Genomic DNA, 23676 nt, shown 5'->3' with positions numbered 1-23676 from the left:
CGCCGTCACGTCCCCGTCTCGAGCCCGACCTGGGGCGGCGTGCGGGAGACGAGCCAGCCCGGGACCGAGGTCAGCGCGAGCGCGACCAGCAGCACCAGCAGGCAGGTCGCGACCGTCTGCGGCAGCGCGAGCGCGAACGGCGCCGGGTAGCCGGTCGTGTCCTGCAGGAAGCGGTTGGCGAGCAGGTGGCCGTAGGCGCCCAGCAGCGCGCCGGCGAGGCAGCCGGTGCCAAGGATCAGGGTCGCCTCGTAGAGCAGGATCCGGCGCAGCTTCGCCGGCCGGTAGCCCTGGATCCGGCGGCGGCTGAAGGTGACGCGGCGCTGGAAGATCCCCGCGCCCATCGCGGCGGCCATCGCGAGCGCGGCGGCGATCAGCGCGAGCGTCGAGATGTCGGTCAGCCGCTCCAGCCCCTGCCGCGCCAGCGCCTGGAACTGCGCCTCGCGCTCGGCCGTCGTCTGGACCCGCAGCGCCGGCTGCGCCAGCGCCCGCTCCAGCGCCCCTCTCGTCGTCGCGACGTCGGCGCCGGTTCTCAGGTCGACCTCGAACGCGGTCGGGTCGTCGCTGCGCCAGGCGCGGCGGTAGTCGGCGGCGCGCATCACGATCGCGCCCGGCCCCCAGCCAAGGTTCGTCACGATCGCCGCGACGCGGAACCGTCTCGGCCCCGACGGCGTCGGCAGCGCCACGGCGTCGCCGAGGCCGGCGCCAAGGCTGTCCGCGATCGCCTTCGACAGCGCGACCGCGCCGCCGGCGCGCAGCTGCCCGTTCGCGCGCTCGAGGTCGCCCTCCAGCAGCTGGCTGCGCGGGATCAGCGAGCGGTCCTCGGCGGGGCGGCCGATCACCCACGCGCGGCGGTCGTCGAGGTCGAGCATCCCGCCGTGGTAGGGGCGCACGGCGGCGACGCCCGGCACCGCCCGCGCCCGCCGCAGCGCGGCGCCGCCGTCGAACGCCTGCGTCGTGAGGCTGTTCTCGTCGCCGCCGGTCGTGACCCACAGGTCGGCGCCGTCGAGGTAGTCGGCGAAGTTGCGGTCGAGGCCGGTGACGAGGTTGCTGTGGGCGCCTTCGATCGCGACGCTGCCGAAGATCGCGACGGCACCGGTCGCCGCCAGCGCGAGCGAGCGGATCGTGGTCGCGCGCAGCTCGCGGACGGCGACCAGCAGCATGTTCCCGCGCCCGCCCGGTCCGTCGCGCTGCATGCGGCGGGCGGCGACGTCGCCGAGCCGCAGCGCGAGCGCGAGCGCGGCCGGCACCGCGAGCACGGTCGCGGCCGCGAGCGCCCCGGCGCCGATGAGCGTCAGCCCGGGAACGAGCAGCGCGAGCAGCGTCCCGACCGCGACGAGCGCGGCGGCGACGAACGCGAGCGTGCGCTGCGCGCGCGGGCCGAGCGCCTGCCCCTGCTCGCCGCGCTCGGAGGCGGCGACGTCGATCGGCCGGCCGCGGCGCAGGTCGGCGAGCGGCTGCGCGGCCGCGAGGCAGGTGGCGACGACGCCGCCGGCGAAGGCGGCGGCGACGACGCCGGCCGGCACGATCGTGCGGATGCCGATCGGGAAGGCGAAGGTCAGGTAGCTGGGCGTGTCGCTCAGCACCGTGCGAGCGAGCAGATAGCCGCCGGCGAGCCCGGCGAGCGAGGCGACGGCGCCGAGCGCGACCGCCTGGAAGCCAAGGATCTGGACGATCCGCGCACGGCGGTAGCCGAGCTTGCGCAGGGTGGCGACGAAGCGGCGCCGCTCCGGCACGGTCAGCAGCATCGCGTTGAAGGCGAACAGCAGCCCGACGAAGGCGCCGATCGCGGCGAACAGGCCGGTCGCCTGGTCGATCGGCCCCGTCGCCTGCTCGAGCAGCCGCGTCTCGTCGTCGACGCCGCCGACGTAGAGGCGGCCGTCGGCGACCGCCTCCAGGCCGGCGCGGACCTGCTGCTCGCGGCCCGGCAGCGGCTCGACCAGCACGCGCGTGACGCGGCCCTCCAGCCCCGTCAGGCGCTGGGCGTAGGGGAGGGAGGCGACGACGAGGATCGAGTCGGCGAGCGGGCCGATCATCGCCGGCCCGACGACCGCCGTCGCGATCGTCGCCGTCCGCCGGCCGCGCACGTCGACCGCGATCCGCGGCAGCGGCGTCCCGTCGGCCGCGGCCGGGATCGCCAGCTCGTCGGCGATCCGCCGCGGCAGGATCAGGCCCGGCTGCAGGACGAGCCCGCCGAGCTGGTAGTTGCGGGCGGCGACGCCGCCGAAGCGGGGGAGGCGGTCGTCGACGCCGATCAGCTGGACCGCCGCGCGCCGGCCGCCGTGCGCGACGGTCGCGCGCTGCTCCAGCAGCGGCGCCGCCTCTCTGACGCCGGGCAGCGCGCGGACCCGCTCGACCGTCGCTTGGTCGAAGCCGCTGCCGCCGCGGGCGGCGAGCTGGATGCTGGCGTTGCCGGTGATCCCCTCGACGACCTCGCGCGCCGAGCCGGTGATGCTGCTGTTGGAGACGAGCACCGCGAAGACGAGCGCGACGCCGATCGCGATGCCGGCGCCCGCGAGCAGCTCCTGCGGCCACTGGCGGCGCAGCCGGCGGAGGTAGAACTGGACGAGGCGGCCGGCGCCGCGGGGGAGCGTGCCGAGGCGCATCAGGAGGCGGCGTCGAGCGCCCGCCGGGCGGGGAGGGGCGGTTCCGGGGCCTCGGACAGCAGCATGCCGTCGCGGAGCGTGTGGACGCGGTCGGCGATCTCGGCCGCCTGCGGGTCGTGGGTGACCAGCAGGACGGCCGCGCCGCGCTCGCGGGCGATCGCGCGCAGCAGCTCGAGCACGTCGCGACCGCGTCTGCTGTCGAGGCTGCCGGTCGGCTCGTCGGCGAGGATCAGCCGCGGCTCGTTCGCCAGCGCGGTCGCGATCGCGACCCGCTGCCGCTCGCCGCCGGAGAGGTGCTCGGGGACCTCGTCGAGCTTGTGGCCGAGGCCGACCCGCTCGAGCCAGCGGGCCGCCTGCTTGCGCGCCTGCTTCCACGGCACCGGGTCGGCGACGAGCTTCAGCGCGGCGTTCTCCTGCGCGGAGACGCCTCGCCACAGCTCGATCTCCTGGAAGACGAAGCCGACGTCGAGGCGGCGGTAGTCGTCGGCCTCGTCGCCGCCGAAGGCGCCGACGTCGCGGCCGTCGAAGCGGACGCTGCCGGCGTCGGGCGTAAGCAGCGCCGCGGCGAGCTGCAGCAGCGTCGTCTTGCCCGAGCCGCTCGGCCCGTAGAGCGCGACCATCTCGCCGCCGGCGACCGTCAGCGTCACGTCGTCGACGGCGCGCACGACCTCGCCGCCGGAGCGGTAGTGCTTGACGACGCGGTCGAGCTCGAGCATCAGCGCGCCTCCCGCGCACGCAGCGGCACGACGCGGCCGTCGGCCGGCTCCGGCGCGCCCGCGGACGGGTCGCCGGCCGGACCGTCGGCGGCGCCGCGCAGGAGGCCGCCGCTGAGCGACAGCGCGCGGTCGACGCCGGCGAGCGCAGCGGCGTCGTCGGCGGTCATCAGCACCGCGACGCCCTCCTCGCGCGCGAGCGCATGGAGCACGCTCAGCAGCGGCCGCTCCTGCGTCGCGCGCACGCCGGTCGTCGGCTCGTCGACGACCAGCAGCCGCGGCCGCGTGACGATCGCCCGCGCGATCGCGACGCGCGTCGTCTCGGCGGCGTCCAGCTCGTCGGGCTCGAGCTCGGCGAGACCGGCGGCGCCGACGCGCTCGAGCCGGTCGATCGCGGTGCGCTCCGCGGCGCGGTTGGAGACGTCGCCGCTCAGCAGCGGCGCCGCGACGTGCTCGACGACGGTCGCCGCCATCACCGGGTCGAACGCCCTGTCGCACCAGCCGATCCCGCCGCGGAGGCCGAGCATCGGCCGCCGCGCGAGGTCGACGCCGTCGAAGCGGACGGCGCCCTCGCTCGGCCGCACGATCCCGGCGGCGAGGAGCGTCAGCGTCGAGCGGCCGGAGTGGCGCGTCCCCCAGACGCCGACGAGCTCGCCGGCGCCGAGCGCGAGCGAGAGGTCGCGCAGCGCGACCCGCTCGTGCCGGCCGCGGGCGCCGCGCGGGTACCGCTGCGTGACGCCGTCGAGCTCGAGCAGCGCGGCCATCAGCCGTCGCCGAGCTTGTCGCGGGTCCGCGCGATCCAGCGCAGCTCGGCCTGCGCGAAGTCGGTCCGCTCGTCGGCGACCAGCTCGTCCATCACGTTCCCGACCTCGAGCGGCGTCCCCTGCATCAGGCGCAGGATCACCTGCTCGTAGCGGTCGATCAGCGCGAGCGCCGTCGCGCGGTCGTTCGGTTGCGTCGAGGCGAGCCGGATCAGCGTCTCCTGGCGCGACAGCTTCGAGGGCTCGATCGGCTCGGTCAGCCAGCCGCGGTAGGCGCGCGCCCCGGCCGCCGTCGCGCGGTAGCCGTCGGTGATCGCGCCGCGCGCGTCCTCGTCGGCGAGCTCGTCGAACAGCTCGCGCGGGACGCGCTCGAGCAGCCCGTCCCTGACGAGCCGCATCAACGCGTCGTAGATGTGCTGGCGGCCGGATCCGAGCAGCCCGCGGTAGCGCGCCTCGAAGCGGCGGCAGACGCTCGCGCCGACGCTCGGCCGCTCGATCACGAGGCTCAGCACCGCGCCGCTCACATTCGACCTCACCGACCTCCCACCCCCATTGGCGCGCTCCCGGATCCCTCCTGCCCAGCGGCAGCGACCGCCCCAGAAACGGTCGCGTTCCGTTCACACTATTGCGAACGTCATCCCCGCTGCAAGGGGGATGGTCCGGGACGGACTACCGCACGGTCTACCATTATCGGGAAGATTGCGCCAGCATGCCCGCGGTGAGCGATGAAGAGACGTACGAGATCGGCGCGACCGCGCGGTGGGTGGAGGTCGCCGAGCGGCTCCGCGGCACCGAGGTCGCGCTGCTGCACGCGCTGGCGCTGGTGCGCGGCGTCGACCCCGAGCTGAGCGCGACCTCGGCGCTGGTGCTGTCGGAGGAGCAGGTCGCCGAGCTGCTGGAGGCGGTCGAGGAGCTCGGCGACCGCGTCGAGCAGCTGCGCACCCGCGCCGAGGGGCTGCCGCGCGGCGAGGTCGAGCTGCGCCTGCGGACGCTGCAGCTGGAGGCCGAGGCGGCGCTGTCGGCCGGTGTCGCCGACGTCGAGCTGGCCGAGCTCTACGCGCGCTGCCTGCCGGTCGCTGCCGGCTTCCCGGCGCTCGCCGCGGCGCTGCGCTGCACCGACTGCCACGAGGCGTGGGGCGCGACGCCGGTCGGCCGCGTGATCGGCAGCTTCCGCGACGCCGACGGCCAGCTCGTCCGCCACGTCACCGAGCAGGCGACCCTGTCGCCGCAGGCGCGCTGGGACTGCTGCGATCGCGAGCGGATCGGACGGCTCGCGGTCGCGCTCGAGCGCCACGTCGCGCCCGAGCGCTGCAGGTAGCGGGCGCGCGGCGCCGGCACCGGCCGGCCGCGCCGCCCGCCCGCCCGCCGCGTCGCGCTCAGCCGATCTCGCCGTCGAAGTAGCGCTGGAGCGTCGGCCCGACGAGCGCGACGACGCGCTCCGGCGGGGCGGAGGCGAGCGGCTCGACTCTCAGCACGTAGCGCGACAGCAGCAGCCCGAGCACCTGCGAGGCGACGGCGGTCGCGCGCAGCTCCGCGTCGGGGTCGTCGAGCGCGCGCGCGAGCCGGGCGACGATCTGCTGCTGGAGGAAGCCGCGCAGCAGCTCGAACTGCGGCGCGGCCGAGCGCAGGACGTCGGCGAGCGGGCCGCCGCTCGCCGGCTCGTCCCAGACGGCGATCAGCCGCGTGACGAGCCGCTCGCCGAGCCCGTCCGTGCCGTCGGCGAGCAGCCCGTCGATCACGTCGGCGGGGTTGACGGGCAGCTGCAGCGAGGCGACGAACAGGTCGGCCTTCGAGCCGAAGTAGTACGAGACGAGCGCCACGTCGACGCCGGCCGCAGCCGCGATCGCCCGCATCGTCGCCCCGTCGAGGCCCCGCGCCGCGAACTGCTCCCGTGCCGCCGCCAGGATCGCCTCCCGCGCCCCGTCCCCGCGCGGCCCCCGCCGCCGCGCCCCCGCACGCGCCGCGCCGGCGCCGGTTGGCGCCGGTCTGCTCGTCCGCGTCGGTCTGCTCGCCGGCGCCGGTCTGCTCGTCCGCGTTGGTCTGCTCGCCGGCGTCTGCGTGCCCGTCCGCGTCGGTCTGCTCGCCGGCGCCGGTCTGCTCTCCGACCGTCTTTTCATCGCCCGTTGAAATCTACACCACGACCTGCCACCGTGAGATTTCAACACCCGTTGAAACTCAAGCGTCCCGCCACCCCGAGCCGGACCTCTGTCATCCACCTGTCGCTCAGCGACAGCTCGATGACAGAGGTCCCGAGTCGAGGGGGTCGAGGCGGTGGAAGGAGCGCAGCGATGGCTGGTCAGCGCCGTTCGATCCTCGTGATGATGTGCTTCGCGCTCGCGACCGTCGTGAGCGCCGTCTCCTCGCTCAACGTCGCGCTGCCCGACATGGCGCGCGACACGGGCGCGACGCCGACGCAGCTGCAATGGGTCGTCGACGCCTACGCGCTCGTCTTCGCCGGGCTGCTGCTGCCGGCCGGCGCGATCGGCGACCGCTTCGGCCGCCGCCGGACGCTGCTCGCCGGCCTCGCGATCTTCGGCGCCGGCGCCGCCGTCGCGACGACGTTGTCGGATCCCGGCGCGCTGATCGCGGTCCGCGCCGCGATGGGCCTCGGCGCGGCGCTGATCATGCCGGCGACGCTGTCGATCGTCACCGCGACCTTCCCGGCCGGCGAGCGCGACCGCGCCGTCGGCGCGTGGGCCGGTGTCGCCGGCGGCAGCGCGCTGCTCGGGCTGCTCGTCTCCGGCGCGCTGCTGGAGGTCGCCGCCTGGTCGTCGGTCTTCGCGCTGTCGGTCGTGCTCGCGGCGGTCGCGATCGTCGGCACGGTGCGAGTCGTGCCGGCGCGGGAACGGCACGAGCGCAAGCCGCTCGACCCGCTCGGCGGCGCGCTCTCGGCGCTCGCGCTGACCGCGCTCGTGTGGGCGTTCATCGAGGGTCCGCAGCGCGGCTGGGGCGACGGGCTCGTCGTCGGCGGCTTCGCCGCGGCGCTGGCGCTCGGCGCCGCCTTCGTCGTCTGGGAGCTGCGCCGGGCGCAGCCGATGCTCGACCCGCGGCTGTTCCTGCTGCGCGGCTTCGGCGCCGGTTCGCTGTCGGTCTTCGTGCAGTTCTTCGCCGCGTTCGGCCTGATCTTCGTGCTGCTGCAGTTCCTCCAGCTCGTGCTCGGCTGGTCGCCGCTGGAGGCCGGCGCGGCGCTCGCGCCGATGGCGCTCGTGATGGTCGCCGTCGCGCCGCGCGTGCCGCGGCTGGTCGAGCGGGTCGGCGTGCGGCCGGTCGGGCCGGTCGGCCTCGCCCTGATGGCGGTCGGCCTCGTCGTGCTGTCGACGATGGACGCCGGCTCCTCGTACTGGCACCTGCTCGCGGGCGGGCTGACGCTCGGGCTCGGGATGGCGCTCGCGACGACCCCGGCGACGACCGCGATCGTCTCGTCGCTGCCCGACGCCGAGCAGGGGGTCGCCTCGGCCGTCAACGACGCTGCGCGCGAGGTCGGCGGCGCGCTCGGCATCGCCGTGCTCGGCAGCGTCCTCGCCGATCGCGTCGGCGAGATCGGGCCCGGCATGGACGCGACCGCCTTCGTCGACGGCTTCGGCGCCGCGCTGCTGGTCGGTGCCGCCGTGCTCGCCGTCGGCGCCGTGGTCGTCGCGCTCCGCGCGCCGAGCGCTGCCGCCGTCCGGGCCCCGGCCGTCGCGCGCCGGGGAGGGGCGACCGGCGGCGCCTGACCGCGCGCCTCGGCGCCTCGCGTCGGCGCGCCGGGTTGCTCGGAGGCGAGCCGGTCTTCGCCCGAGCAGCCCGCGCCCGCCCGTCGCGGGCGCCCGGCGAGCGTCAGCACTCTGACGGTCGCACTTCAATCGAGAGCGTCAACTCTGGTCAGCTATTGGCGACTGCGATCCGGAAGGAGATCACGGTGAGCAGGAGTGCAAACGGCAGAGGGGTGAGCCGTTGGCGGGAAGAGGTCGCGGCGATGCTGGGCCGGCCGACGGTGATCGCGCTCGACGGGGCATTCGACCGCCCCGCCCGCGACGCGCTGCGCGACTGGCTGGCCGAGCGGCCGGCCGGCGATCGCTGCGGCGTCGTGCTCGACCTGCGCGGCGCGGGGCGGCTCGACGCGCCGCAGCGCCGGCTGCTGCTGTCGACGCTCGTCTGGCCGTACACGGTCGCGCCGGTCGTCGTGATGGTCCGGGAGCCCAAGGAGCTGCGCGGCGCGATCCGCGCCGACGAGCGCCTGCGGCACGTCGAGGCGGTCGACTCCTACGTCGACGCGTCGATCGCGCTGCGCGCCTGGCGCGGCGGCGAGCCCGAGGGCGAGCGGGTCGACGCCGGCGCCCGTCACCGGCAGGTGATCGAGCGCTCGCTGCTCGCTGCCGAGCGCGCCGCCGTCGCCGGCGACCTCGACGACGCGCTCGGCTGGCTGGAGCTGGCGCGGGCGCTCGACGGCGGACTGCCGGCGACGTGGGAGCTGCGGCGCCGCCAGTGGGCCGGCGAGATCGGCCCGGCCGCCGCCCCCGCGTCGCGGCCGCCCCAGCCGATCGCGTGAGGCGGGCGGCGCGCGGCGCGCCGCCCGCCTCGCACCACGCCCGCCGCGCCGCGCGCGTGCTGCCGCGCGAGCCGCCCTTGCTCGCACTCGCGCCGTCCGCTCGTCCGCTCGTCGCTCGTCCGCTCGTCGCTCGTCCGCTCGTCGCTCGTCCGCTCTCCGCTCGTCCGCTCGTCCGCTCGTCCGCTCGTCGCTCGCCCGCTCGTCGCTCGCCCGCTCTCCGCTCGCCCGCTCGCCGCCGCGGCTCCCGGGCCCGCCGGTGGGCGTGGCGTGTGCAAGACTCGCCGCCCCGTGAGCGATCCGCTGCCTTTCGACCCGATCGAGGAAGCCGGCCGGCAGTGGCGCGAGCATTGGGGCGGCGGGCCGGCGACGCCGATGATGGCCGTCACCTCGCTGATGCGCGTCCAGCAGCTGCTGCTCGGGCGGCTGAACGAGCTGCTCGCGCCGTTCGAGCTGTCGTTCTCGCGCTACGAGGCGCTGATGCTGTTGTACCTGAGCAGAACCGGCTCGCTGCCGCTCGGCAAGATCGGCGCGCGGCTGCAGGTCCACCCGACGAGCGTCACCAACCTCGTCGACGGCCTCGAGAGACGCGGCTACGTCACACGCGCGCGGCACCCGCGCGACCGCCGCACGACGCTCGCGACGATCACCGACGCCGGCCGCGACGCCGCCGCGCGCGCCACCGCCGTCCTCAACGACGCCCGCTTCGGCCTCGACCCACTCGGTCAGGACGAGCTGAGAGCCGTCACCGCGACGCTGCGCCAGCTGCGCGCCGGCGCCGGCGACTTCGCGCCGTAGCGACCCGCGCCCGCTGCCGCGCCGCCGCCGGCGCTCGCGCCGCCCGCGCCCGCGCCGCGCCGCCGCCCGCGCCCGCGCCGCCGCCGGCCCCGCGCCGCGCCGCCGTCGGCCCCCGCACCGCCCGCACCACACCCCGCCCACCCGCGCATTGGCTTTCTGCGTGTACTCACCACGCGCAGAAAGCCAATGCGCCGCCGGCGGGCGGGCGCCAAGGGCGCCGGGCGGCCGCTCGCGCGACGAGGATTTTGGCAAGCCAAAACTTAATGCTATGTTCCTCGCCGATGAGACTTGGCGCGATTCGAACAACTTTCATGGCATTGCTGAGCAGCGCGGCGCTGATCGGCGTCGCCGGCTGCGCGGGGGAGAGCTACACGAGCACGGCCGCGACCGTCCCCGCCGACGAGAAGGTGGCGGTGACGGCGACGACCAACTTCATCGCCGACACCGTCCGGGAGATCGGCGGCGAGCGGGTCGAGGTGACCGGGCTGATGGGCGCCGGCGTCGACCCGCACCTGTACAAGGCGAGCGCCGGAGACGTCGAGGACCTGCGCGACGCCGACGTGATCTTCTACGGCGGCCTCCACCTCGAGGGCAAGATGGGCGAGCTGCTGGAGAAGCTCGCCGAGCGGCAGACGACGCAGGCGGTCACCGCCGACATCCCCGCGTCGAAGCTGCTCGATCCGCCCGCCGGCCTCTCCGCCGACCACGATCCGCACGTCTGGTTCGACGTGACCAACTGGAAGATCGTCGCCAGAACGATCGCCGACACGCTCAGCGAGAAGGACCCGGCCCACGCCGCCGGCTACCGCGACCGGCTCGCCGCCTACGAGCGCGAGCTCGACGCGCTCGACCGCTACGTGCGCGACCGCATCGCCGAGATCCCGCAGCGACGGCGGGTCCTCGTCACCTCGCACGACGCCTTCCAGTACCTCGGCAGACGGTACGGGATCGAGGTCGCCGGCATCCAGGGGATCTCGACCGCCGCCGAGGCGACGACCGCCGACGTCCAACGGGTCGCCGAGCTGATCGCCGAGCGCGGCGTCAAGGCCGTCTTCATCGAGTCGAGCGTCCCCCGCCAGACGATCGACGCCGTGCTCGCCGCCGCCAGCAGGAAGGGCGCCGAGGCGAGGGTCGGCGGCGAGCTGTTCACCGACGCCGCCGGCGAGGAGGGGACGCCCGAGGGGACCTACGTCGGGATGGTGAGAGCGAACGCCGACACGATCGCGGAGGGCTTGCGATGAGCGCGCACCAGGACGGAGGGCCGCCGACCGCCGGCCGCGGCGCTGGCGACCGGGCGCCCGCGCTGGAGATCCGCCGCATGACCGTCTCCTACGGCGCCCGGCCGGTGCTGTGGGACGTCGACGCGAGCTTCCCGGCCGGCAGGCTGTCGGCGATCGTCGGGCCCAACGGCGCCGGCAAGTCGACGCTGCTGAAGGCCGCCCTCGGCCTGATCCCCGCCGACGCCGGCCAGACGCTTGTCGAGGGCAGGCCGGTCGGCGCCGCGCGCGACCGCGTCGCCTACGTCCCGCAGCGCGACGCGGTCGACTGGGACTTCCCGATCACCGTCCGCGAGGTCGTCGAGATGGGCCGCTACGCGCCGACCGGCTGGTTCCGGCGGGTGCCGCGCAGGGACGCGGCGCTCGTCGACGACTGCCTCGAGCGGGTCGGCATGGGCGACTTCCGCGGCCGCCAGATCGGCCAGCTCTCCGGCGGTCAGCGCCAGCGCGTCTTCATCGCGCGGGCGCTCGCCCAGCAGGCGCCGCTGCTGCTGATGGACGAGCCGTTCTCGGGGGTCGACGCGCGCACCGAGGCGAGCATCCTCGAGCTGCTGGCGGCGCTGCGCGACGAGGGCCGCTCGATCGTCGTCGTCCACCACGACCTCGGCACCGTCCGCGGCGCCTTCGACCACGCGCTGCTGCTGAACGTGCGCGCGGTCGCGGAGGGGCCGGTCGCGGAGGTCGTCACGAGGGAGACGCTCGCGCGCGCCTACGGCGCCGGCGCCGACGCGGTCGGGCGGGACGCCGGGGAGGCGCTCTCGTGGGCTGGCTGATCGACCTCCTGCCGCTCAACTACAGCGACGCGGTCGTCGCGATCGGCGCGGCGCTGCTGGGGATCGCCGCCGGCGCGCTCGGCGTCTTCGCGGTCCTGCGCCAGCGCAGCCTCGTCGGCGACGCGCTCGCGCACGCGGCGCTGCCGGGCGTCTGCGTCGCATTCCTGGCGACCGGCGCCAAGGACGCGACGACGCTGCTCGTCGGCGCCGCGCTGGCCGGGCTGGTCGGCGCGCTGCTGATGGTCGGGATCGAGCGCACGAGCCGCGTCCGCCCGGACGCGGCGATCGGCGTCGTGCTGTCGAGCTTCTTCTCGCTCGGGATCGTGCTGCTGACCCACATCGCCTCGACCAACGACGCCAACCAGGCCGGCCTCGACACCTATCTGTTCGGGCAGGCGGCGGGGTTGCTGGAGCGCGACCTCGACGTGATGGCGGTGCTGGCCGTCGTCGCGCTGGCCGTCGTCGCGCTCGCCTTCCGGCCGCTCAAGACGACGCTGTTCGACCCCGCGTTCGCCGGCGCCGTCGGCCTGCCGGTGCGGCTGCTGGAGATCTTCATGACGATGCTGCTCGTCGTCGCGGTCGTGATCGGGCTGCGGACGGTCGGGGCGATCCTGATGGTGGCGATGCTCGTCGTCCCGGCGGTCGCCGCGCGCCAGCTCTGCAACCGGCTGTCGCTGCTGATCCCGCTCGCCGCGCTGATCGGCGCGGCGGTCGGCGTGGCCGGCGCGCTGATCGCCGCGCGCGCCGAGGTCCCGACCGGGCCGGTGATCGTGCTGGTCGGCTTCGCGGTCGTGCTGGCGACGGTCCTGCTGGCGCCCGGGCGCGGGGTGCTGTGGCGCGGCCGCAAGCTCGCCCGCGACCGCCGTCGCGCGCTGGTGGAGGGCGTGCTCGTCGACCTGGAGACGACGATCCACGCCGGCCCGCCGCCGACCCCGCGCGAGCTGGCGCTCGCCAGCGGGCGGCCGCGTCGGCAGGTCGCGCGGGCGCTGTCGGCGCTCGACCGCGCCGGCATGCTGGCGCGCGACGGCGAGCGGATCCATCTGACCGAGTCGGGCGCGGCCGCGGCGCACGCGGTGCTGGAGCGGCGCGACCTGTGGAGCGCGTGGCTGGAGCACGGCTGGAAGCTGCGTCTGCCCGACGCGCGCGAGCCCGATCCGACCGACCTGCGCGCCAGCCTCGGCGACGACTGCGCCGACGAGCTGCGGCGCCTGGCGCTGGCGGGCGACGGCGGCGGGGCGGCCGGAGACGCGGGGCAGGGGGCGCGATGAGCGACGACCTCACGATCATCCTCACCGCCGGCCTCGTCGCGACCGCGGCCGGGCTGCTGGGCCCGTTCCTGGTGCTGCGCCGCGTCGCGCTGATGAGCGACGCCGTCAGCCACGCGGTGCTGCCCGGCATCGTCGCGGTCTACCTGCTGTTCGAGACGCGCGCGCCGCTGCCGGTGATCGTCGGCGCGGCCGTCTTCGCCGTCGTCTGCGTGATCGGGATCGACCTGCTCAGATCGACGCGCCTGGTCGCCAGCGACGCGGCGATCGCGCTCGTCTTCCCGGCGCTGTTCGCGCTCGGCGTGCTGGGCGTGACCGAGTTCGCCTCCGGCGCCCATCTCGACCTCGACGCGACGATCTACGGCGAGATCGCCTTCGCGCCGTTCGACGTGTGGGCGTTCGGGTCGGTCGAGGTGGCGCGCTCGATCGTGCTGCTCGGCGCGGTCGTGCTCGCCAACGCGACGCTCGTGGCGCTGCTGTGGAAGGAGCTGAAGGCGACGACCTTCGACCCGGAGTTCTCGCGCACGATCGGGATCTCCCCGACGCTGCTGTCGCGGCTGCTGCTGATCGCGGTCGCGGTGACGGCGGTGACGGCGTTCGAGTCGGTCGGCGCGATCCTCGTCGTGACGATGCTGATCGTCCCGGCGGCGGCCGCCTACCTGCTGTGTGACCGCCTGCTGGCGATGATCGCCGTCACGCTCGGGATCGGCTGGCTGAGCGCCGTCCTCGGCCACACGGTCGCGCTGCGCGCCGACGCCTCGATCGCCGGCTCGATGGGCCTCGTCGCCGCCTGCTGCTTCGTGCTCGCGCTCGTGCTGTCGCCGAAGTACGGCCTGCTCGCCCGCGCCCTCCAGCGCCGTCGCCGGCGCCGGGAGGTCCGCGCGGCGCTGGCCGAGGCGCACGCGGCGCGCTGACGGGCGGCCCCGCTTCAACGGCGGCGGCCGCTCCCGTCCGCCTGGAAGGCGTCGCGCCCGGCGGCGAGGCGATGGGGCTCCAGCGCGTCGCGCTGTCTGCCGGCGCGCGCGACGAGCCCCGCGAAGTCGACGTCGGGCAGCCGCTGGCCCAGCCCGGCGGCGTCGCGGAGGTTCTCCCAGAGGACCTTCTTGCCCTCGATGCCCATCACGAGCACGTCGAGCTCGACGAAGCGGCTCAGCGGGGAGCGCGAGCGCAGGCGGCCGTTGAGCTTCAGCCGCCCGACCCGCTCCGCCGCGATCGCCAGCGCGGGCTTGACGCGCCCCGGTCGCAGCCCGAGCCTCCGCATGATCCGCTCGAACGTCTCGACGTCCTCGGCGATCTCGGTCGCGACCTGCGCGAGCGCCGCACCGGCCGGCGTGCCGCGCTCGGCGCCCGCGGCCCGGCGGGCCAGCTCCCGCCACAGCACGCCGGCGGCGAGCTGGTCGTCGAGATAGATCGCGAGCAGGTCGGCCATGGCGCTCACCTGCCCCCGTCGGCGGCGAGCGCCCCACGCCGCGTCACCGAGGAGACCGCGCAGGTCCGGACGCCGACCGCCCGCGTCTCGGCGACGCGCACCCGATGACGACCGTCGCGGGCCTGGAGACGAACACGCTCGTCGACGGCTTCTTCCACGTCGCGACATGGCTGCTCGTCGTTGCCGGCACGACGCTCGCGGTGCGCGCCTGGCAGCAGGGCCGGCTCGCACCGCCGTGGCGCGTGCACGTCGGCCTGCTGCTGGCCGGCTGGGGCGCCTTCAACCTCGTCGAGGGCCTGATCGACCACCAGCTGCTCGGCATCCACCACGTCCGCGACGACCTCGGCGGCCCGCTCGGCTGGGATCTCGCCTTCCTCGCCTCCGGCGTCGTCCTGCTCGCCGGCGGGCTCGCGCTCGCGCGCGGCGGCGCTGCGCCCGCCGGTCGGCCCGCGCCGGGCTCGGTCGGCGATTGAGCGTCCGCGACGCGGGCAGATGGGCGGGATGCGACGACCGATCCCAAGCCGTGTCCACGCGCTGCTCGACTATCCGGCCGGGGCGCTCCTGGTCGTCGCGCCGTTCCTGTTCGGGGCGAGCGACGCCGGTGGCGCCGCCGTCGCCGTCCCGGTCGTGATCGGCGCGCTGATCCTGCTCCAGAGCACGATCACCGACTACGAGTACAGCGTCGAGAACGCGCTGCCGCTGCCGGCCCACCTCGCCGCCGACGTCGTCGGGGGCGTCGTGCTGGCGGCCTCGCCGTGGCTGTTCGGCTTCGCCGACGAGGGCCTCGGCGCGTGGCTGCCGTACCTGCTCGCCGGCCTCGGCTTGCTCGCCGCGGGCCTGCTGACGCAGCAGACGCGCGGCGCCGGCGCCGTCGTCACGCGCGACGTCCGCCACGGCGAGCCGCGCACGGGCTGACCCGGCGACCGGCGCACGCGCCGCACGCGCGGCCGGCCGCACCGCGGCGGTTGCGTCCCGCGCGACCGGGTACCCCTCGCGTATGGACTTCTGGGATCTCACAACGGTGGACGTGCAACCGCACCAGCCGGTCGTGCTGCATTCCGACGACGGCGCGGCGCGCGTCGTCGCGATCTCGCTGCCGGCCGGCGAGGAGTTGCAGGACCACGAGGTGCACGAGCACGCGTGGCTGCACGTCCATCGCGGCGCGGTCGAGGTCGACGCCGAGGACGGGAGCAGCCGCCGCGCCGGTGCCGGCGCGCTGGTCCACTGGCGGCCGGGCGAGCGCCATGCCGTGCGCGCGGTCGACGACGCGCTGCTGGTGCTGCTGCTCGCGCCGTGGCCCGGTCCCGGCCACCCCAACCTGCGCGCGGGCGGCGCGACGAGCGCCGGGCCGTTCCGCGACAGCGCCGTCACCGCCGGGGAGGGCGACGGAGACCCCGCGATCCCGGTCGGCCAGGCCGAGCCGGAGCTGCGCGACCGCGCCCCGGGCGCTCCCCCGACCGCCCCGCTCGACCCGCCGTCGGCCGGGTGAGCGACCACGAGTCGCTCTGGCTCGCGACCGGCGAGCCGACCGTCCATCGGCCGCTCGCGGGCGACCTGAGCGTCGACGTCGCCGTGATCGGCGGCGGCATCTCAGGCGTCACGACGGCGCTGCTGTGCAAGCGCGACGGCGCCCGCGTCGCGGTGTTGGAGCGCGGGACCGTCGCCGGCGGCGCGACCGGCTTCACGACCGCGAAGGCGACCGCGCTGCAGGGGACGAAGCTCACCCGACGTCAAGAGAGTCCACGGCGGCGACGCGGTCGCCGGCTACGCGCGCGCCTCGCTGGAGGCGCTCGACTGGATCGAGGCGACCGTGCGCGACTGCGCGATCGACTGCGCCTGGCGGCGGATCGCCGACGCGACGTACGCCTTCGACGGGGCGCAGGCGGAGCAGGTCGCGAGCGTGGAGGAGGCGGCGCGCGCGGCCGGCCTGCCCGCACGCGCGACCACCGACCTGCCGCTGCCGTTCGCGGTCGAGGCCGCCGTCACGCTGGAGGGACAGGGGCAGTTCGATCCGGTCCGCTACGTGCGCGGGCTGGCGGCATTGATCCCGGGCGACGACTGCCACGTCTTCGAGCGCACCGCCGTCGCTGGGGTCGAGGAGGGGCCGCCGTGCGTCGTCACGACCGACGACGGCCGCACGATCACGGCCGGCGCGGTCGTCGTCTGCACCAACTACCCGCTGCTCGACCGCGGCCTCTTCTTCGCGCGGATGGAGGCGGTCCGCTCCTACCTCGTCGCCGCGCGCGTGCGCGGCGAGCTGCCCAAGGTGACCGCGATCAGCGCCGGCGAGCCGACCCGCTCGGTGCGGCCGTACCGCGACCCGGCCGGCGACCCGTGGGTGCTGGTCGGCGGCGAGGGCCACCTGGTCGGCTCCGACGACGCCGCCCCGGCGCGCTACGAGGCGCTCGAGCGGTTCGCGCGCGAGCACCTCGACGTGATCGACGTCCCCCATCGCTGGTCGACGCAGGACGGGATGCCGCTCGACAACCTCCCGTACGCCGGCCGCTACCACCCCCGCGCGAGACGGCTGTACGTGAACTGCGGCCATCAGAAGTGGGGGATGACGAACGCGACGATCGGCGCGCGCGTCGTCGCCGACCTGCTCGCCGGGCGCGACAACCCGTACGCGGAGCTGCTCGACCCCAACCGCGTCAGCGTGCGGTCGGCGCCGCAGGTCGCCAGAGCGCAGCTGTGGGTCGGTGCCCACCTGATCGGCGACCGGCTGACCTCGGCCGACGCCGCCTCGGCGGAGGAGGTGCCGGCCGGCGAGGCGCGCGTCGTCCGCGACGGGCTCGCGAAGGTGGGCGTCCACCGCGACGACGCCGGCGCGCTCCACGCCGTCTCGCTGCGCTGCACCCACCTTGGCTGCCTCGTCCACTGGAACGGCGCCGAGCGCAGCTGGGACTGCCCCTGCCACGGCTCCCGCTTCGGCATCGACGGCGACGTGCTCGCCGGCCCGGCGACGAGACCGCTGGAGCGACGCGAGCCGCCGCGGTAGGCGGGGCGCCGCCCGGCCGCCCGCGCACGCCCCGCCCACCGCGCGCGCCGCCGGCCGCCGGCACGACGCGTCCGCGCACTCCGGCCGCGGCCGCCGCTCGGAGCGCCCGATTGCGAAGCCGTCGCGCGGGGAAGCTGGCGCGCATGCCCAACGCCTACCACCCGCCCGGCGACAAGCGCCCGCTCGTCGCGTACGCGACGCTGACCGGCGCCTTCGGCGCGAGCGTCGGCGCCGCCGCCCTCGCCAACCGCCGCGCCGGCCGCAGCCTGCCGGAGCGGATCGGGGTCGGCGACCTGCTGCTGCTCGGCGTCGCGACCCACAAGCTGTCGCGCCTGATCGCGCGCGACAAGGTGACGAGCTTCGCGCGTGCGCCGTTCACCCGCTTCCAGGAGCCCGCAGGTCACGGCGAGGTCGAGGAGCAGCCGCGCGGCAGCGGCCTGCGGCTTGCGATCGGGGAGCTGCTCGTCTGTCCGTACTGCCTCGCGCAGTGGATCGCGGCCGGCCTCGTCGCCGGCTACGTCGCCGCGCCGCGCCAGACGCGCGCCGTCGCGACCGTCTACGCCGCCGAGACGATCTCCGACTTCCTCCAGGCCGGCTACCGCGCCGCCGTCGACCGCGCCTGAACGCGCCGGCGGCGCCGCCGGCGGGACACGCGCGCCGGCGGACGCGCATGCGCGCCGGCGGCCCCGGCTGTCTGCCCGTCGGCCGCCGACCGCGCCTGAGCGCTGGCGGCGCGGCTATCTGCGCGTCACCGTCGAGCGACCCTGCGCACGGTGGCGCGCGATCGCGCGGCGGACGTAGTCGACGGTGTCGCCGCGGCGACGCGTGCCGGTCTTGGTGGCGACGCGAGCGCGCCGCTCGACCGCGAGGCGCTCCAGCTCGGTGAGGACTCGATTGTGTGTGCTCGGCATTCGATGGCGTCCGGTCGGTGCAGTGCTTTCCTGATTGACACGTACCCTCGCCCGCACCCGCTTCATGCGCGTCGGCGGAGGGCGCCGGGGACCCTCGGAACGCACCGCTTCAAGCCCCGTCTGACGACCCGCCGCGCCTCGTCGCGCAGCCGCTCGGCATCACGACGCGCGAGCACTCCCATCGTGCCGCGCCGCCGCTCTGCGCACCCCACCCTCGCCACCGCTGCGCACTCGCTCCGGCGCTCGCGCACGTCCCGCGTTCGCGTCGGGCAACAGCCGTGGCAGATCAGCCGACGGGACGCGCTCGCGTATCAGGCAGAGGACGTCCTACCGCGTTCCTCTGGCATACGGACTCTTACGTAGTTGCGGGTGGTCGTACGACCTCCTGACGCACTACCATCCGACTCATGTCTGCCCCACCCGTCCGCCTGGAGGAGTTGATTCTCTATGTCAGCAGACGGATGGCTGCCGATCGCCATGTGGGCGCCGGCCGGATCAAGCTTGCCAAGCTGCTGTGGCGGATCGACTTCACGGCGTACTGGAAGCTCGGTCGCCCTGTCTCCGAGGCGACCTACACGGCGGACAGACTCGGGCCCGTGCCAGCGCAGGAGATGATGGCTACGCGCGATCTCGAAGCCGCGGGGCGTTTCGAGTGGGAGAACGACTGGGCGCGACGTAGAGCGCCGATCGCGCGTGACGAGCCGCGGATGGAGATGTTCACGGTCGAGGAGCGGGCGCTCATCGATGACGTGATCGAGCGTCACCGGAACGAGAACGCTGCGCAGATGGTCGAAGATGCGCACTTGTTTCCCGGCTGGGTTCATGCCTGGCGGGATGGCCAGGGGCGTGGTGTCGAGATCCCGTACGAGTCGGTCTTTTGGGACAGACGAACTGAGCCGACCGCAGCTGAGCTGCGGCACGCCCGGCGGTTGGCCGACGAGTTCGCGCACCTGCTGTAGCGCGGCGTGCATCGAACCATCGTCGAGGAGGCGCGGTTCCGTGAGGAACTGGCGGCGATCGAGCCGGACGTGCGTCGGAGCGACGACGCGCTTCGGTACGTCTACGAACTGCTCGCTCGTGATGCCACGGTGGGCATGACGACATTCTCGCCTGAGATTCGCGTCGCGCCGATAGTCCTGCCGGACGCTGCGGGCCGGCGCCGAGACATAAGTCTCTTCTACATCGTGCGAGACACAACGGTCCATCTCGTCTCGGCGAAGCTGGACTGACAGCGGCGCGTCGTCAAGGCCCGAAGGCCCGCGGATCCAAACGAAGGACCCCCTCCGCTTCGCTGCTACCGTGTAGGAGTAGAAGCGGAGGAATCCCTCCGTTACAGAGTCAGAACAAATCTGCGAGGCGAAAGCGGTGTTCCACAACATCCTCGTCGGCATCGACGGCACTCCCGCGAGCGAATGCGCGCTGCGGCGTGCGGTCGAGATCGCGCTCGACGCCCGCGCCCGCCTGACGATCCTCACGGCGGTCGGCCGTCTGCCGGCGTTCTCGGCCGCGTCGGGCGACGCCACGCTCGTCGCCCAGCTCACGAACGACCTGCGCAGCGAGGCGCTCGAGCGCCTCGACGAGGCGGTCGCCGGCGTCCCCGCCGAGATCCCCGTCACGAAGCTCGTCTCCTTCCAGCCGGTCCGCGAGGCGCTGCTGCGCCGCGTCGCGACCGGCTGTCACGACCTGCTCGTCGTCGGCACCCGCGGGCTCACCGGCCTGCGCGGCCTCTTCGCCGGCAGCGTCAGCCGCCATCTCGTGCAGCACTGCGACGTGCCGGTGCTGGTCGTCCATGCGGAGCGGCCGACCGGCGTGCGCGACCGCTCGCCCTCGCGACGAACGGCCGGGGTCGCCCGGCCAGGGGAGCTGTACGCATGAGCGCACACGAAGGCCCGGCCCCGATGACCCACCGCGAGGTGCTCGAGGCGCTGTCGGGCCTGATGCTCGGGATGCTCGTCGCGATCCTGTCGAGCACCGTCGTCTCGACGTCGCTGCCGCGGATCATCAGCGACCTCGGCGGCGGCCAGTCGTCGTTCACGTGGGTCGTGACCGCGACGCTCCTGGCGATGACCGTCACGACCCCGATCTGGGGCAAGCTCGCCGACCTCTTCGACCGCAAGCTGCTGGTCCAGACGTCGCTGGCGATCTTCACGATCGGCTCGATGCTCGCCGGCCTGTCGCAGTCGACCGGCTGGCTGATCGGCTGCCGCGTCCTGCAGGGCATCGGCGCCGGCGGCCTCACCGCGCTCGTCCAGGTCGTGCTGAGCGACCTGATCTCGCCCCGCGAGCGCGGCAGATACATGGGCTACCTCGGCGCCGTGATGGCGGTCGGGACCGTCGGCGGACCGCTCGTCGGCGGCCTCCTCACCGACAGCGTGGGATGGCGCTGGAATTTCTTCGTCGGCGTTCCTGTCGCGCTCGCGGCGCTGGTCGTGCTGCAGCGGACGCTCCACCTGCCGGCGCGCTCGAAGCGCAAGGTCCACATCGACGTGCCGGGCGCCGTGCTGCTCTCGGCCGGCGTCTCGCTGCTGCTGATCTGGGTCTCGCTCGCAGGCCAGCAGTACGACTGGCTCTCGACGCAGACGGCGCTGATGGTCCCGGGCGCGCTGATCCTGGTCGCGCTCGCGATCTGGGTCGAGAGCCGGGCGCCGGAGCCGCTCGTGCCGCTGAGCCTCTTCCGCGACCGCACCGTCGTGCTCGCCGTGCTCGGCTCGGTCGCCGTCGGCGTGGCGATGTTCGGCACCTCGGTCTTCCTCAGCCAGTACCTCCAGATCGCGCGCGGCGAGAGCCCGACCGCGTCCGGCCTGCTGACGCTGCCGATGGTGCTCGGCGTGATGATCTCCTCGACGCTGATCGGCCAGCTCGTCGCGAAGACCGGCCGCTACAAGAAGTGGATGCTGACCGGCTCGGTGCTGCTCACCGCCGGCATGGCGCTGATGGGGACGATCGACGAGAAGACGTCGTTCGTCGAGCTCGGCGCCTTCATGGCGGTCCTCGGCGCGGGCGTCGGCATGATGATGCAGAACCTCGTGCTGGTCGTGCAGAACTCGGTCGCCGTCACGGTGACCGGCGCGGCGACCGCGCTCGTCGCCTTCTTCCGCAGCCTCGCCGGCGCGACCGGCGTCGCCGCCCTTGGCGCCGTGCTCGCCTCCCGCACCTCGTCGGAGATCGCCTCGGGCCTGTCCGCCGCCGGCGTCGACCCGAGCGCGATCGACTCGGGCGGCGCGCTGCCGCGGATCAGCGAGCTGCCGCCGCCGATCCAGGGGATCGTCGAGCACGCCTACGGCGTCGGCGTCGCCGAGATCTTCCTCGTCGCCGCGCCGTTCGGCCTGCTGGCACTGCTCGTCATCGCGCTGATGAGAGAGAGACCGCTCGGCGAGCGGTCGGGCATCGAGCTGGCCGAGGAGGCCGGCGAGGTCGCCCCGCCCGCGAGGGCCGCGGAGCCGGCGCGGGCCTGACGCGCGGCGCCCGGCAGCCGGTCGCGCCCGCCGCAACGGGCACGGCCGCGCGCCCGGCAGCCGGCCGCGCCCGCCGCAACGGGCACGGCCGCGCGTCCGGCAGCCTACGCCGCCTCGGTCGCCGCGACGGCCGGCCGCGGAGCGCGCAGCGGCCGAACGCCGCCGAGGCGGCGGACGAGCGCGAGCAGCGGCAGGCAGCCGAGCAGCATCCCGGCGCCGACGAACGCGTACGTCGCCGACGGGCCGAGCGGCGCGACGACGAAGCCGGCGAGGACCACGCCGCCGCCGAACGCGACGTTGCGGCAGGCGTCCATCGCGCCGATCACGCGGGCGCGCTGGTCGTCGGGCGTGCGGCGCATCACGAGCGACTGCGCCGCGACGCCCATGAAGCCGCCGCCGAGGTAGGCGAGGAGCGTCGGCGCGAGCGTCCCGGCAAGCGCGACCGAGCCGATCCCGAGCGCCATCAGGGAGCGGCCGGCGAGCACGCCGGTCGCCTCGTTGCCGGCGTGCAGCACGCGGCCGGCATGCCACGAGCCGGCGACCATCCCGAGCGCCCAGCAGGCGGTCAGCGCGCCGAGCGCGAGCGCGCCGCCGCCGAGCTCGAAGACGAGCGGCACCTCGGCGGTCATCGAGAAGGCGGTCGCGAAGGTCCCGACGCAGGCGGCGAGCAGGACCGGCCGGATGCCCGGATCGCGCAGCACCAGCAGCATCCCGCCGCCCGTCGACGCGCGCGCGGCCGGCGCGGCGGCCTCCGCCGCCCCGAGCGCGCCGCGCGCCCGCCCGCGTGCGGGTGCCGCGGCCGACACCGCGCCCGCACGTCGCTCGCGCCCGCCGAACGGCAGCGCGATCGAGGCGATCAGCAGCGCCGAGGCGATCGAGGTGAGCGCGTCGAAGAGGAAGACGGCGCCAGGCCCCGCGACCGCTATCAGCGCGCCGCCGCCGATGCGGCCGGCCATCTTCCCGAGGTTGGCGCTGGAGGCGATCAGGCCGTTGGCCCACGACAGCCGCTCGGGGCCGGCGACGTGGGCGATCGAGGCGCCGGCGGCGGGCCCGAAGGCCGAGCCGAGCGCCGAGGCGAGCAGGCCGATCGCGAGGATCGCGATCGGCGCGTGGACGATCGCGAGCGTGGCGAACAGGGCGCCGGAGCCGAGCTCGCAGGCGATCATCAGCGGGCGCCGCGGCAGACGGTCGCCGAGCCAGCCGCCGATCGGCGCCAGCACGCTGCCGGCGCCGATCGTCAGCAGCAGCGACAGCGACAGCCACGTCGTCGAGCGGGTCTGGGCGTAGAGGGCGAAGCCGATCGCGACGCCGCTGGCGTCGGTCCCGGTCATCGACAGGAGGCGCGCGGCGGCGAGCCGGCGCACGGCGGGGCGAGCCGCGACGGCACGGCTCGGCAGCGAGGGGAGCAACGGTGTTCCTTGTGGTTCGAGAACGCCCGTCTGGTTCGGGCGCGGGTGCTTCGGCGGGTCGGACGAGGCGCGCGACGGAAGGCCGCGCGCAACCGGCACGCCCGGCGATCGGCGGCGTCGCGGTTGCGATCACGGGCCGCCGGTCGGCATGCCGACTGGTACGATCGGCGTCAATCCTAACAAGGATAATCCGAGATCGGAGTATCAATTATGTCGGTGCGCCTGGGACCTGGTTTCGCCGCCGTCGCTCCGGCCGAGCACGCGCTCCCGGCCGAGGTCGTCCTCAACGTCCTGCGCACCGCGAGGCTCCTGACCGAGCGGCTCGATCCGACCCTCCGCTCGCACGGGCTGACGCCGTCGACCTTCGCCGCGCTGCTCGTCCTCTTCGACCAGACCGCGCCGCTGTCGCCGAAGGAGATCGGCCGCCGGATGCGCGTCCCCGCGCAGACGCTGACGAGCGTGATCGACGGCCTCGAGCGGCGCGGCCTCGTCGTCCGCGCGCCGAACCCGCGCGACCGCCGCAGCGTGCTCGTCGCGCTCGCCGAGCCGGGGAGAACGCTGCTGCTGCAGGCGGTCGCGGCCGTCGTGCCGGCCGAGGTCGAGCTGCTGCGCGAGGTCGCCCGCGACGACCAGGAGCGGCTGATCGCCCTGCTCGGGCTCGTGCAGGCGGCCTGCGGCGACCGCGAGCAGGTCGACCTGACCGGCGGCGGCGACGGCGCCGCCCCGGCGCGCTGACGCGCCCTCGCGACCGGCGCCCGG

At 75.3% G+C, this 23676-nt stretch carries 26 protein-coding genes and 1 pseudogene; 19 read left to right on the top strand and 8 right to left on the bottom strand.

What is annotated here, in order from left to right; translation table 11 throughout:
• Nucleotides 1-5 precede the first annotated feature (5 nt).
• Genes BDZ31_RS19030 through BDZ31_RS19015 form a run of 4 tightly spaced genes read right to left on the bottom strand, consistent with a single transcriptional unit; the run spans nt 6 to nt 4613 of the window.
• Entirely contained in the window at nt 6-2603 is a 2598-nt protein-coding gene (locus BDZ31_RS19030) for an ABC transporter permease (protein WP_183344060.1), read from the bottom strand.
• Nucleotides 2603-3319, bottom strand: a complete 717-nt coding sequence (locus tag BDZ31_RS19025; protein WP_183344058.1) for an ABC transporter ATP-binding protein — start codon at nt 3317-3319, stop codon at nt 2603-2605. Before BDZ31_RS19025 ends, BDZ31_RS19030 begins: the two co-directional genes overlap by 1 nt.
• Nucleotides 3319-4080 carry an ATP-binding cassette domain-containing protein gene (locus BDZ31_RS19020; protein ID WP_183344056.1) on the bottom strand — a complete coding sequence of 254 codons (762 nt, stop codon included), beginning with the start codon at nt 4078-4080 and terminating at the stop codon, nt 3319-3321. The genes BDZ31_RS19025 and BDZ31_RS19020 overlap by 1 nt, the downstream gene beginning before the upstream one ends.
• Entirely contained in the window at nt 4080-4613 is a 534-nt protein-coding gene (locus BDZ31_RS19015; protein ID WP_183344054.1) for a helix-turn-helix transcriptional regulator, read from the bottom strand. The genes BDZ31_RS19020 and BDZ31_RS19015 overlap by 1 nt, the downstream gene beginning before the upstream one ends.
• A gap of 182 nt (nt 4614-4795) precedes the next feature.
• On the opposite strand from BDZ31_RS19015, the gene BDZ31_RS19010 reads away from it, so the two are divergent.
• Nucleotides 4796-5395 (top strand): hypothetical protein, encoded by a 600-nt coding sequence (locus BDZ31_RS19010; RefSeq protein ID WP_183344052.1) that lies wholly within the window; start codon nt 4796-4798, stop codon nt 5393-5395.
• Nucleotides 5396-5453: 58 nt separating this feature from the next.
• Here BDZ31_RS19010 and BDZ31_RS19005 read toward each other — a convergent pair whose 3' ends face one another.
• The gene (locus BDZ31_RS19005) at nt 5454-6194 is read right to left on the bottom strand and encodes a TetR/AcrR family transcriptional regulator (protein ID WP_183344050.1); all 741 of its coding nucleotides are present in this window, start codon (nt 6192-6194) and stop codon (nt 5454-5456) included.
• Nucleotides 6195-6365: 171 nt separating this feature from the next.
• Here BDZ31_RS19005 and BDZ31_RS19000 point away from each other — a divergent pair, with 171 nt between their 5' ends.
• From BDZ31_RS19000 to BDZ31_RS18970, 7 genes are all read left to right on the top strand, one after another.
• On the top strand, nt 6366-7790 hold the full coding sequence (locus BDZ31_RS19000) for an MFS transporter (RefSeq protein ID WP_183344048.1): 1425 nt from the start codon (nt 6366-6368) through the stop codon (nt 7788-7790).
• A gap of 185 nt (nt 7791-7975) precedes the next feature.
• The gene (locus tag BDZ31_RS18995) at nt 7976-8605 is read left to right on the top strand and encodes a hypothetical protein (protein ID WP_183344046.1); all 630 of its coding nucleotides are present in this window, start codon (nt 7976-7978) and stop codon (nt 8603-8605) included.
• 288 nt (nt 8606-8893) lie between these two features.
• Nucleotides 8894-9400, top strand: a complete 507-nt coding sequence (locus tag BDZ31_RS18990) for a MarR family transcriptional regulator (protein ID WP_343075633.1) — start codon at nt 8894-8896, stop codon at nt 9398-9400.
• A gap of 311 nt (nt 9401-9711) precedes the next feature.
• Nucleotides 9712-10641, top strand: coding sequence for a metal ABC transporter solute-binding protein, Zn/Mn family (locus BDZ31_RS18985; RefSeq protein WP_246345494.1), 930 nt, complete (start codon nt 9712-9714; stop codon nt 10639-10641).
• A complete protein-coding gene (locus BDZ31_RS18980) occupies nt 10638-11450 on the top strand; it encodes a metal ABC transporter ATP-binding protein (RefSeq protein ID WP_183344041.1) in 813 nt (270 codons plus the stop codon). Before BDZ31_RS18985 ends, BDZ31_RS18980 begins: the two co-directional genes overlap by 4 nt.
• Nucleotides 11438-12718 carry an iron chelate uptake ABC transporter family permease subunit gene (locus BDZ31_RS18975; RefSeq protein ID WP_221243178.1) on the top strand — a complete coding sequence of 427 codons (1281 nt, stop codon included), beginning with the start codon at nt 11438-11440 and terminating at the stop codon, nt 12716-12718. Before BDZ31_RS18980 ends, BDZ31_RS18975 begins: the two co-directional genes overlap by 13 nt.
• On the top strand, nt 12715-13629 hold the full coding sequence (locus BDZ31_RS18970; protein ID WP_183344039.1) for a metal ABC transporter permease: 915 nt from the start codon (nt 12715-12717) through the stop codon (nt 13627-13629). Before BDZ31_RS18975 ends, BDZ31_RS18970 begins: the two co-directional genes overlap by 4 nt.
• 14 nt (nt 13630-13643) lie before the next feature.
• Here BDZ31_RS18970 and BDZ31_RS18965 read toward each other — a convergent pair whose 3' ends face one another.
• A complete protein-coding gene (locus tag BDZ31_RS18965) occupies nt 13644-14144 on the bottom strand; it encodes a hypothetical protein (protein ID WP_183344037.1) in 501 nt (166 codons plus the stop codon).
• A gap of 104 nt (nt 14145-14248) precedes the next feature.
• Here BDZ31_RS18965 and BDZ31_RS18960 point away from each other — a divergent pair, with 104 nt between their 5' ends.
• The 6 genes and pseudogenes from BDZ31_RS18960 to BDZ31_RS18940 all read left to right on the top strand — a co-directional run bounded on the left by BDZ31_RS18960 (nt 14249) and on the right by BDZ31_RS18940 (nt 17765).
• Nucleotides 14249-14617 carry a DUF2243 domain-containing protein gene (locus tag BDZ31_RS18960; protein WP_183344035.1) on the top strand — a complete coding sequence of 123 codons (369 nt, stop codon included), beginning with the start codon at nt 14249-14251 and terminating at the stop codon, nt 14615-14617.
• Between the two features lie 28 nt (nt 14618-14645).
• The gene (locus BDZ31_RS18955) at nt 14646-15059 is read left to right on the top strand and encodes an SPW repeat domain-containing protein (RefSeq protein ID WP_183344033.1); all 414 of its coding nucleotides are present in this window, start codon (nt 14646-14648) and stop codon (nt 15057-15059) included.
• Nucleotides 15060-15165: 106 nt separating this feature from the next.
• Entirely contained in the window at nt 15166-15633 is a 468-nt protein-coding gene (locus tag BDZ31_RS18950) for a cupin domain-containing protein (protein ID WP_183344031.1), read from the top strand.
• Nucleotides 15630-15773: pseudogene (locus tag BDZ31_RS26265) on the top strand (hypothetical protein); the annotation flags it as partial. The gene BDZ31_RS18950 and the pseudogene BDZ31_RS26265, both read left to right, overlap by 4 nt.
• A gap of 151 nt (nt 15774-15924) precedes the next feature.
• On the top strand, nt 15925-17142 hold the full coding sequence (locus BDZ31_RS26260) for an FAD-dependent oxidoreductase (protein ID WP_246345554.1): 1218 nt from the start codon (nt 15925-15927) through the stop codon (nt 17140-17142).
• A 143-nt stretch (nt 17143-17285) separates the two neighbouring features.
• Entirely contained in the window at nt 17286-17765 is a 480-nt protein-coding gene (locus tag BDZ31_RS18940) for a DUF1360 domain-containing protein (protein WP_183344264.1), read from the top strand.
• Between the two features lie 114 nt (nt 17766-17879).
• Here the strand turns inward: BDZ31_RS18940 and BDZ31_RS18935 are convergent, their stop codons facing one another.
• Nucleotides 17880-18053 (bottom strand): hypothetical protein, encoded by a 174-nt coding sequence (locus BDZ31_RS18935; protein WP_183344027.1) that lies wholly within the window; start codon nt 18051-18053, stop codon nt 17880-17882.
• A 407-nt stretch (nt 18054-18460) separates the two neighbouring features.
• On the opposite strand from BDZ31_RS18935, the gene BDZ31_RS18930 reads away from it, so the two are divergent.
• The 4 genes from BDZ31_RS18930 (at nt 18461) to BDZ31_RS18915 (ending at nt 21508) form a co-directional block, all read left to right on the top strand.
• Nucleotides 18461-19012 carry a type II toxin-antitoxin system antitoxin SocA domain-containing protein gene (locus BDZ31_RS18930; RefSeq protein ID WP_183344025.1) on the top strand — a complete coding sequence of 184 codons (552 nt, stop codon included), beginning with the start codon at nt 18461-18463 and terminating at the stop codon, nt 19010-19012.
• Nucleotides 19013-19018: 6 nt separating this feature from the next.
• On the top strand, nt 19019-19282 hold the full coding sequence (locus tag BDZ31_RS18925; protein ID WP_183344023.1) for a hypothetical protein: 264 nt from the start codon (nt 19019-19021) through the stop codon (nt 19280-19282).
• 136 nt (nt 19283-19418) lie between these two features.
• Nucleotides 19419-19928: a universal stress protein gene (locus tag BDZ31_RS18920; protein ID WP_183344021.1), complete on the top strand. Its 510-nt coding sequence runs from the start codon at nt 19419-19421 to the stop codon at nt 19926-19928.
• Nucleotides 19925-21508 (top strand): MDR family MFS transporter, encoded by a 1584-nt coding sequence (locus BDZ31_RS18915; protein WP_221243177.1) that lies wholly within the window; start codon nt 19925-19927, stop codon nt 21506-21508. Before BDZ31_RS18920 ends, BDZ31_RS18915 begins: the two co-directional genes overlap by 4 nt.
• A gap of 104 nt (nt 21509-21612) precedes the next feature.
• Here BDZ31_RS18915 and BDZ31_RS18910 read toward each other — a convergent pair whose 3' ends face one another.
• Entirely contained in the window at nt 21613-22917 is a 1305-nt protein-coding gene (locus BDZ31_RS18910) for an MFS transporter (protein WP_183344020.1), read from the bottom strand.
• Between the two features lie 216 nt (nt 22918-23133).
• Here BDZ31_RS18910 and BDZ31_RS18905 point away from each other — a divergent pair, with 216 nt between their 5' ends.
• Nucleotides 23134-23652, top strand: coding sequence for a MarR family transcriptional regulator (locus BDZ31_RS18905; protein WP_221243176.1), 519 nt, complete (start codon nt 23134-23136; stop codon nt 23650-23652).
• The last annotated feature ends 24 nt before the right edge of the window (nt 23653-23676 follow it).

Origin of the sequence: Conexibacter arvalis (assembly GCF_014199525.1) — a bacterium.
Classification (GTDB): domain Bacteria; phylum Actinomycetota; class Thermoleophilia; order Solirubrobacterales; family Solirubrobacteraceae; genus Conexibacter; species Conexibacter arvalis.
The sequence above is the reverse complement of the archived record's forward strand: the minus strand, read 5'-3'. Positions and strand labels throughout refer to the sequence as shown.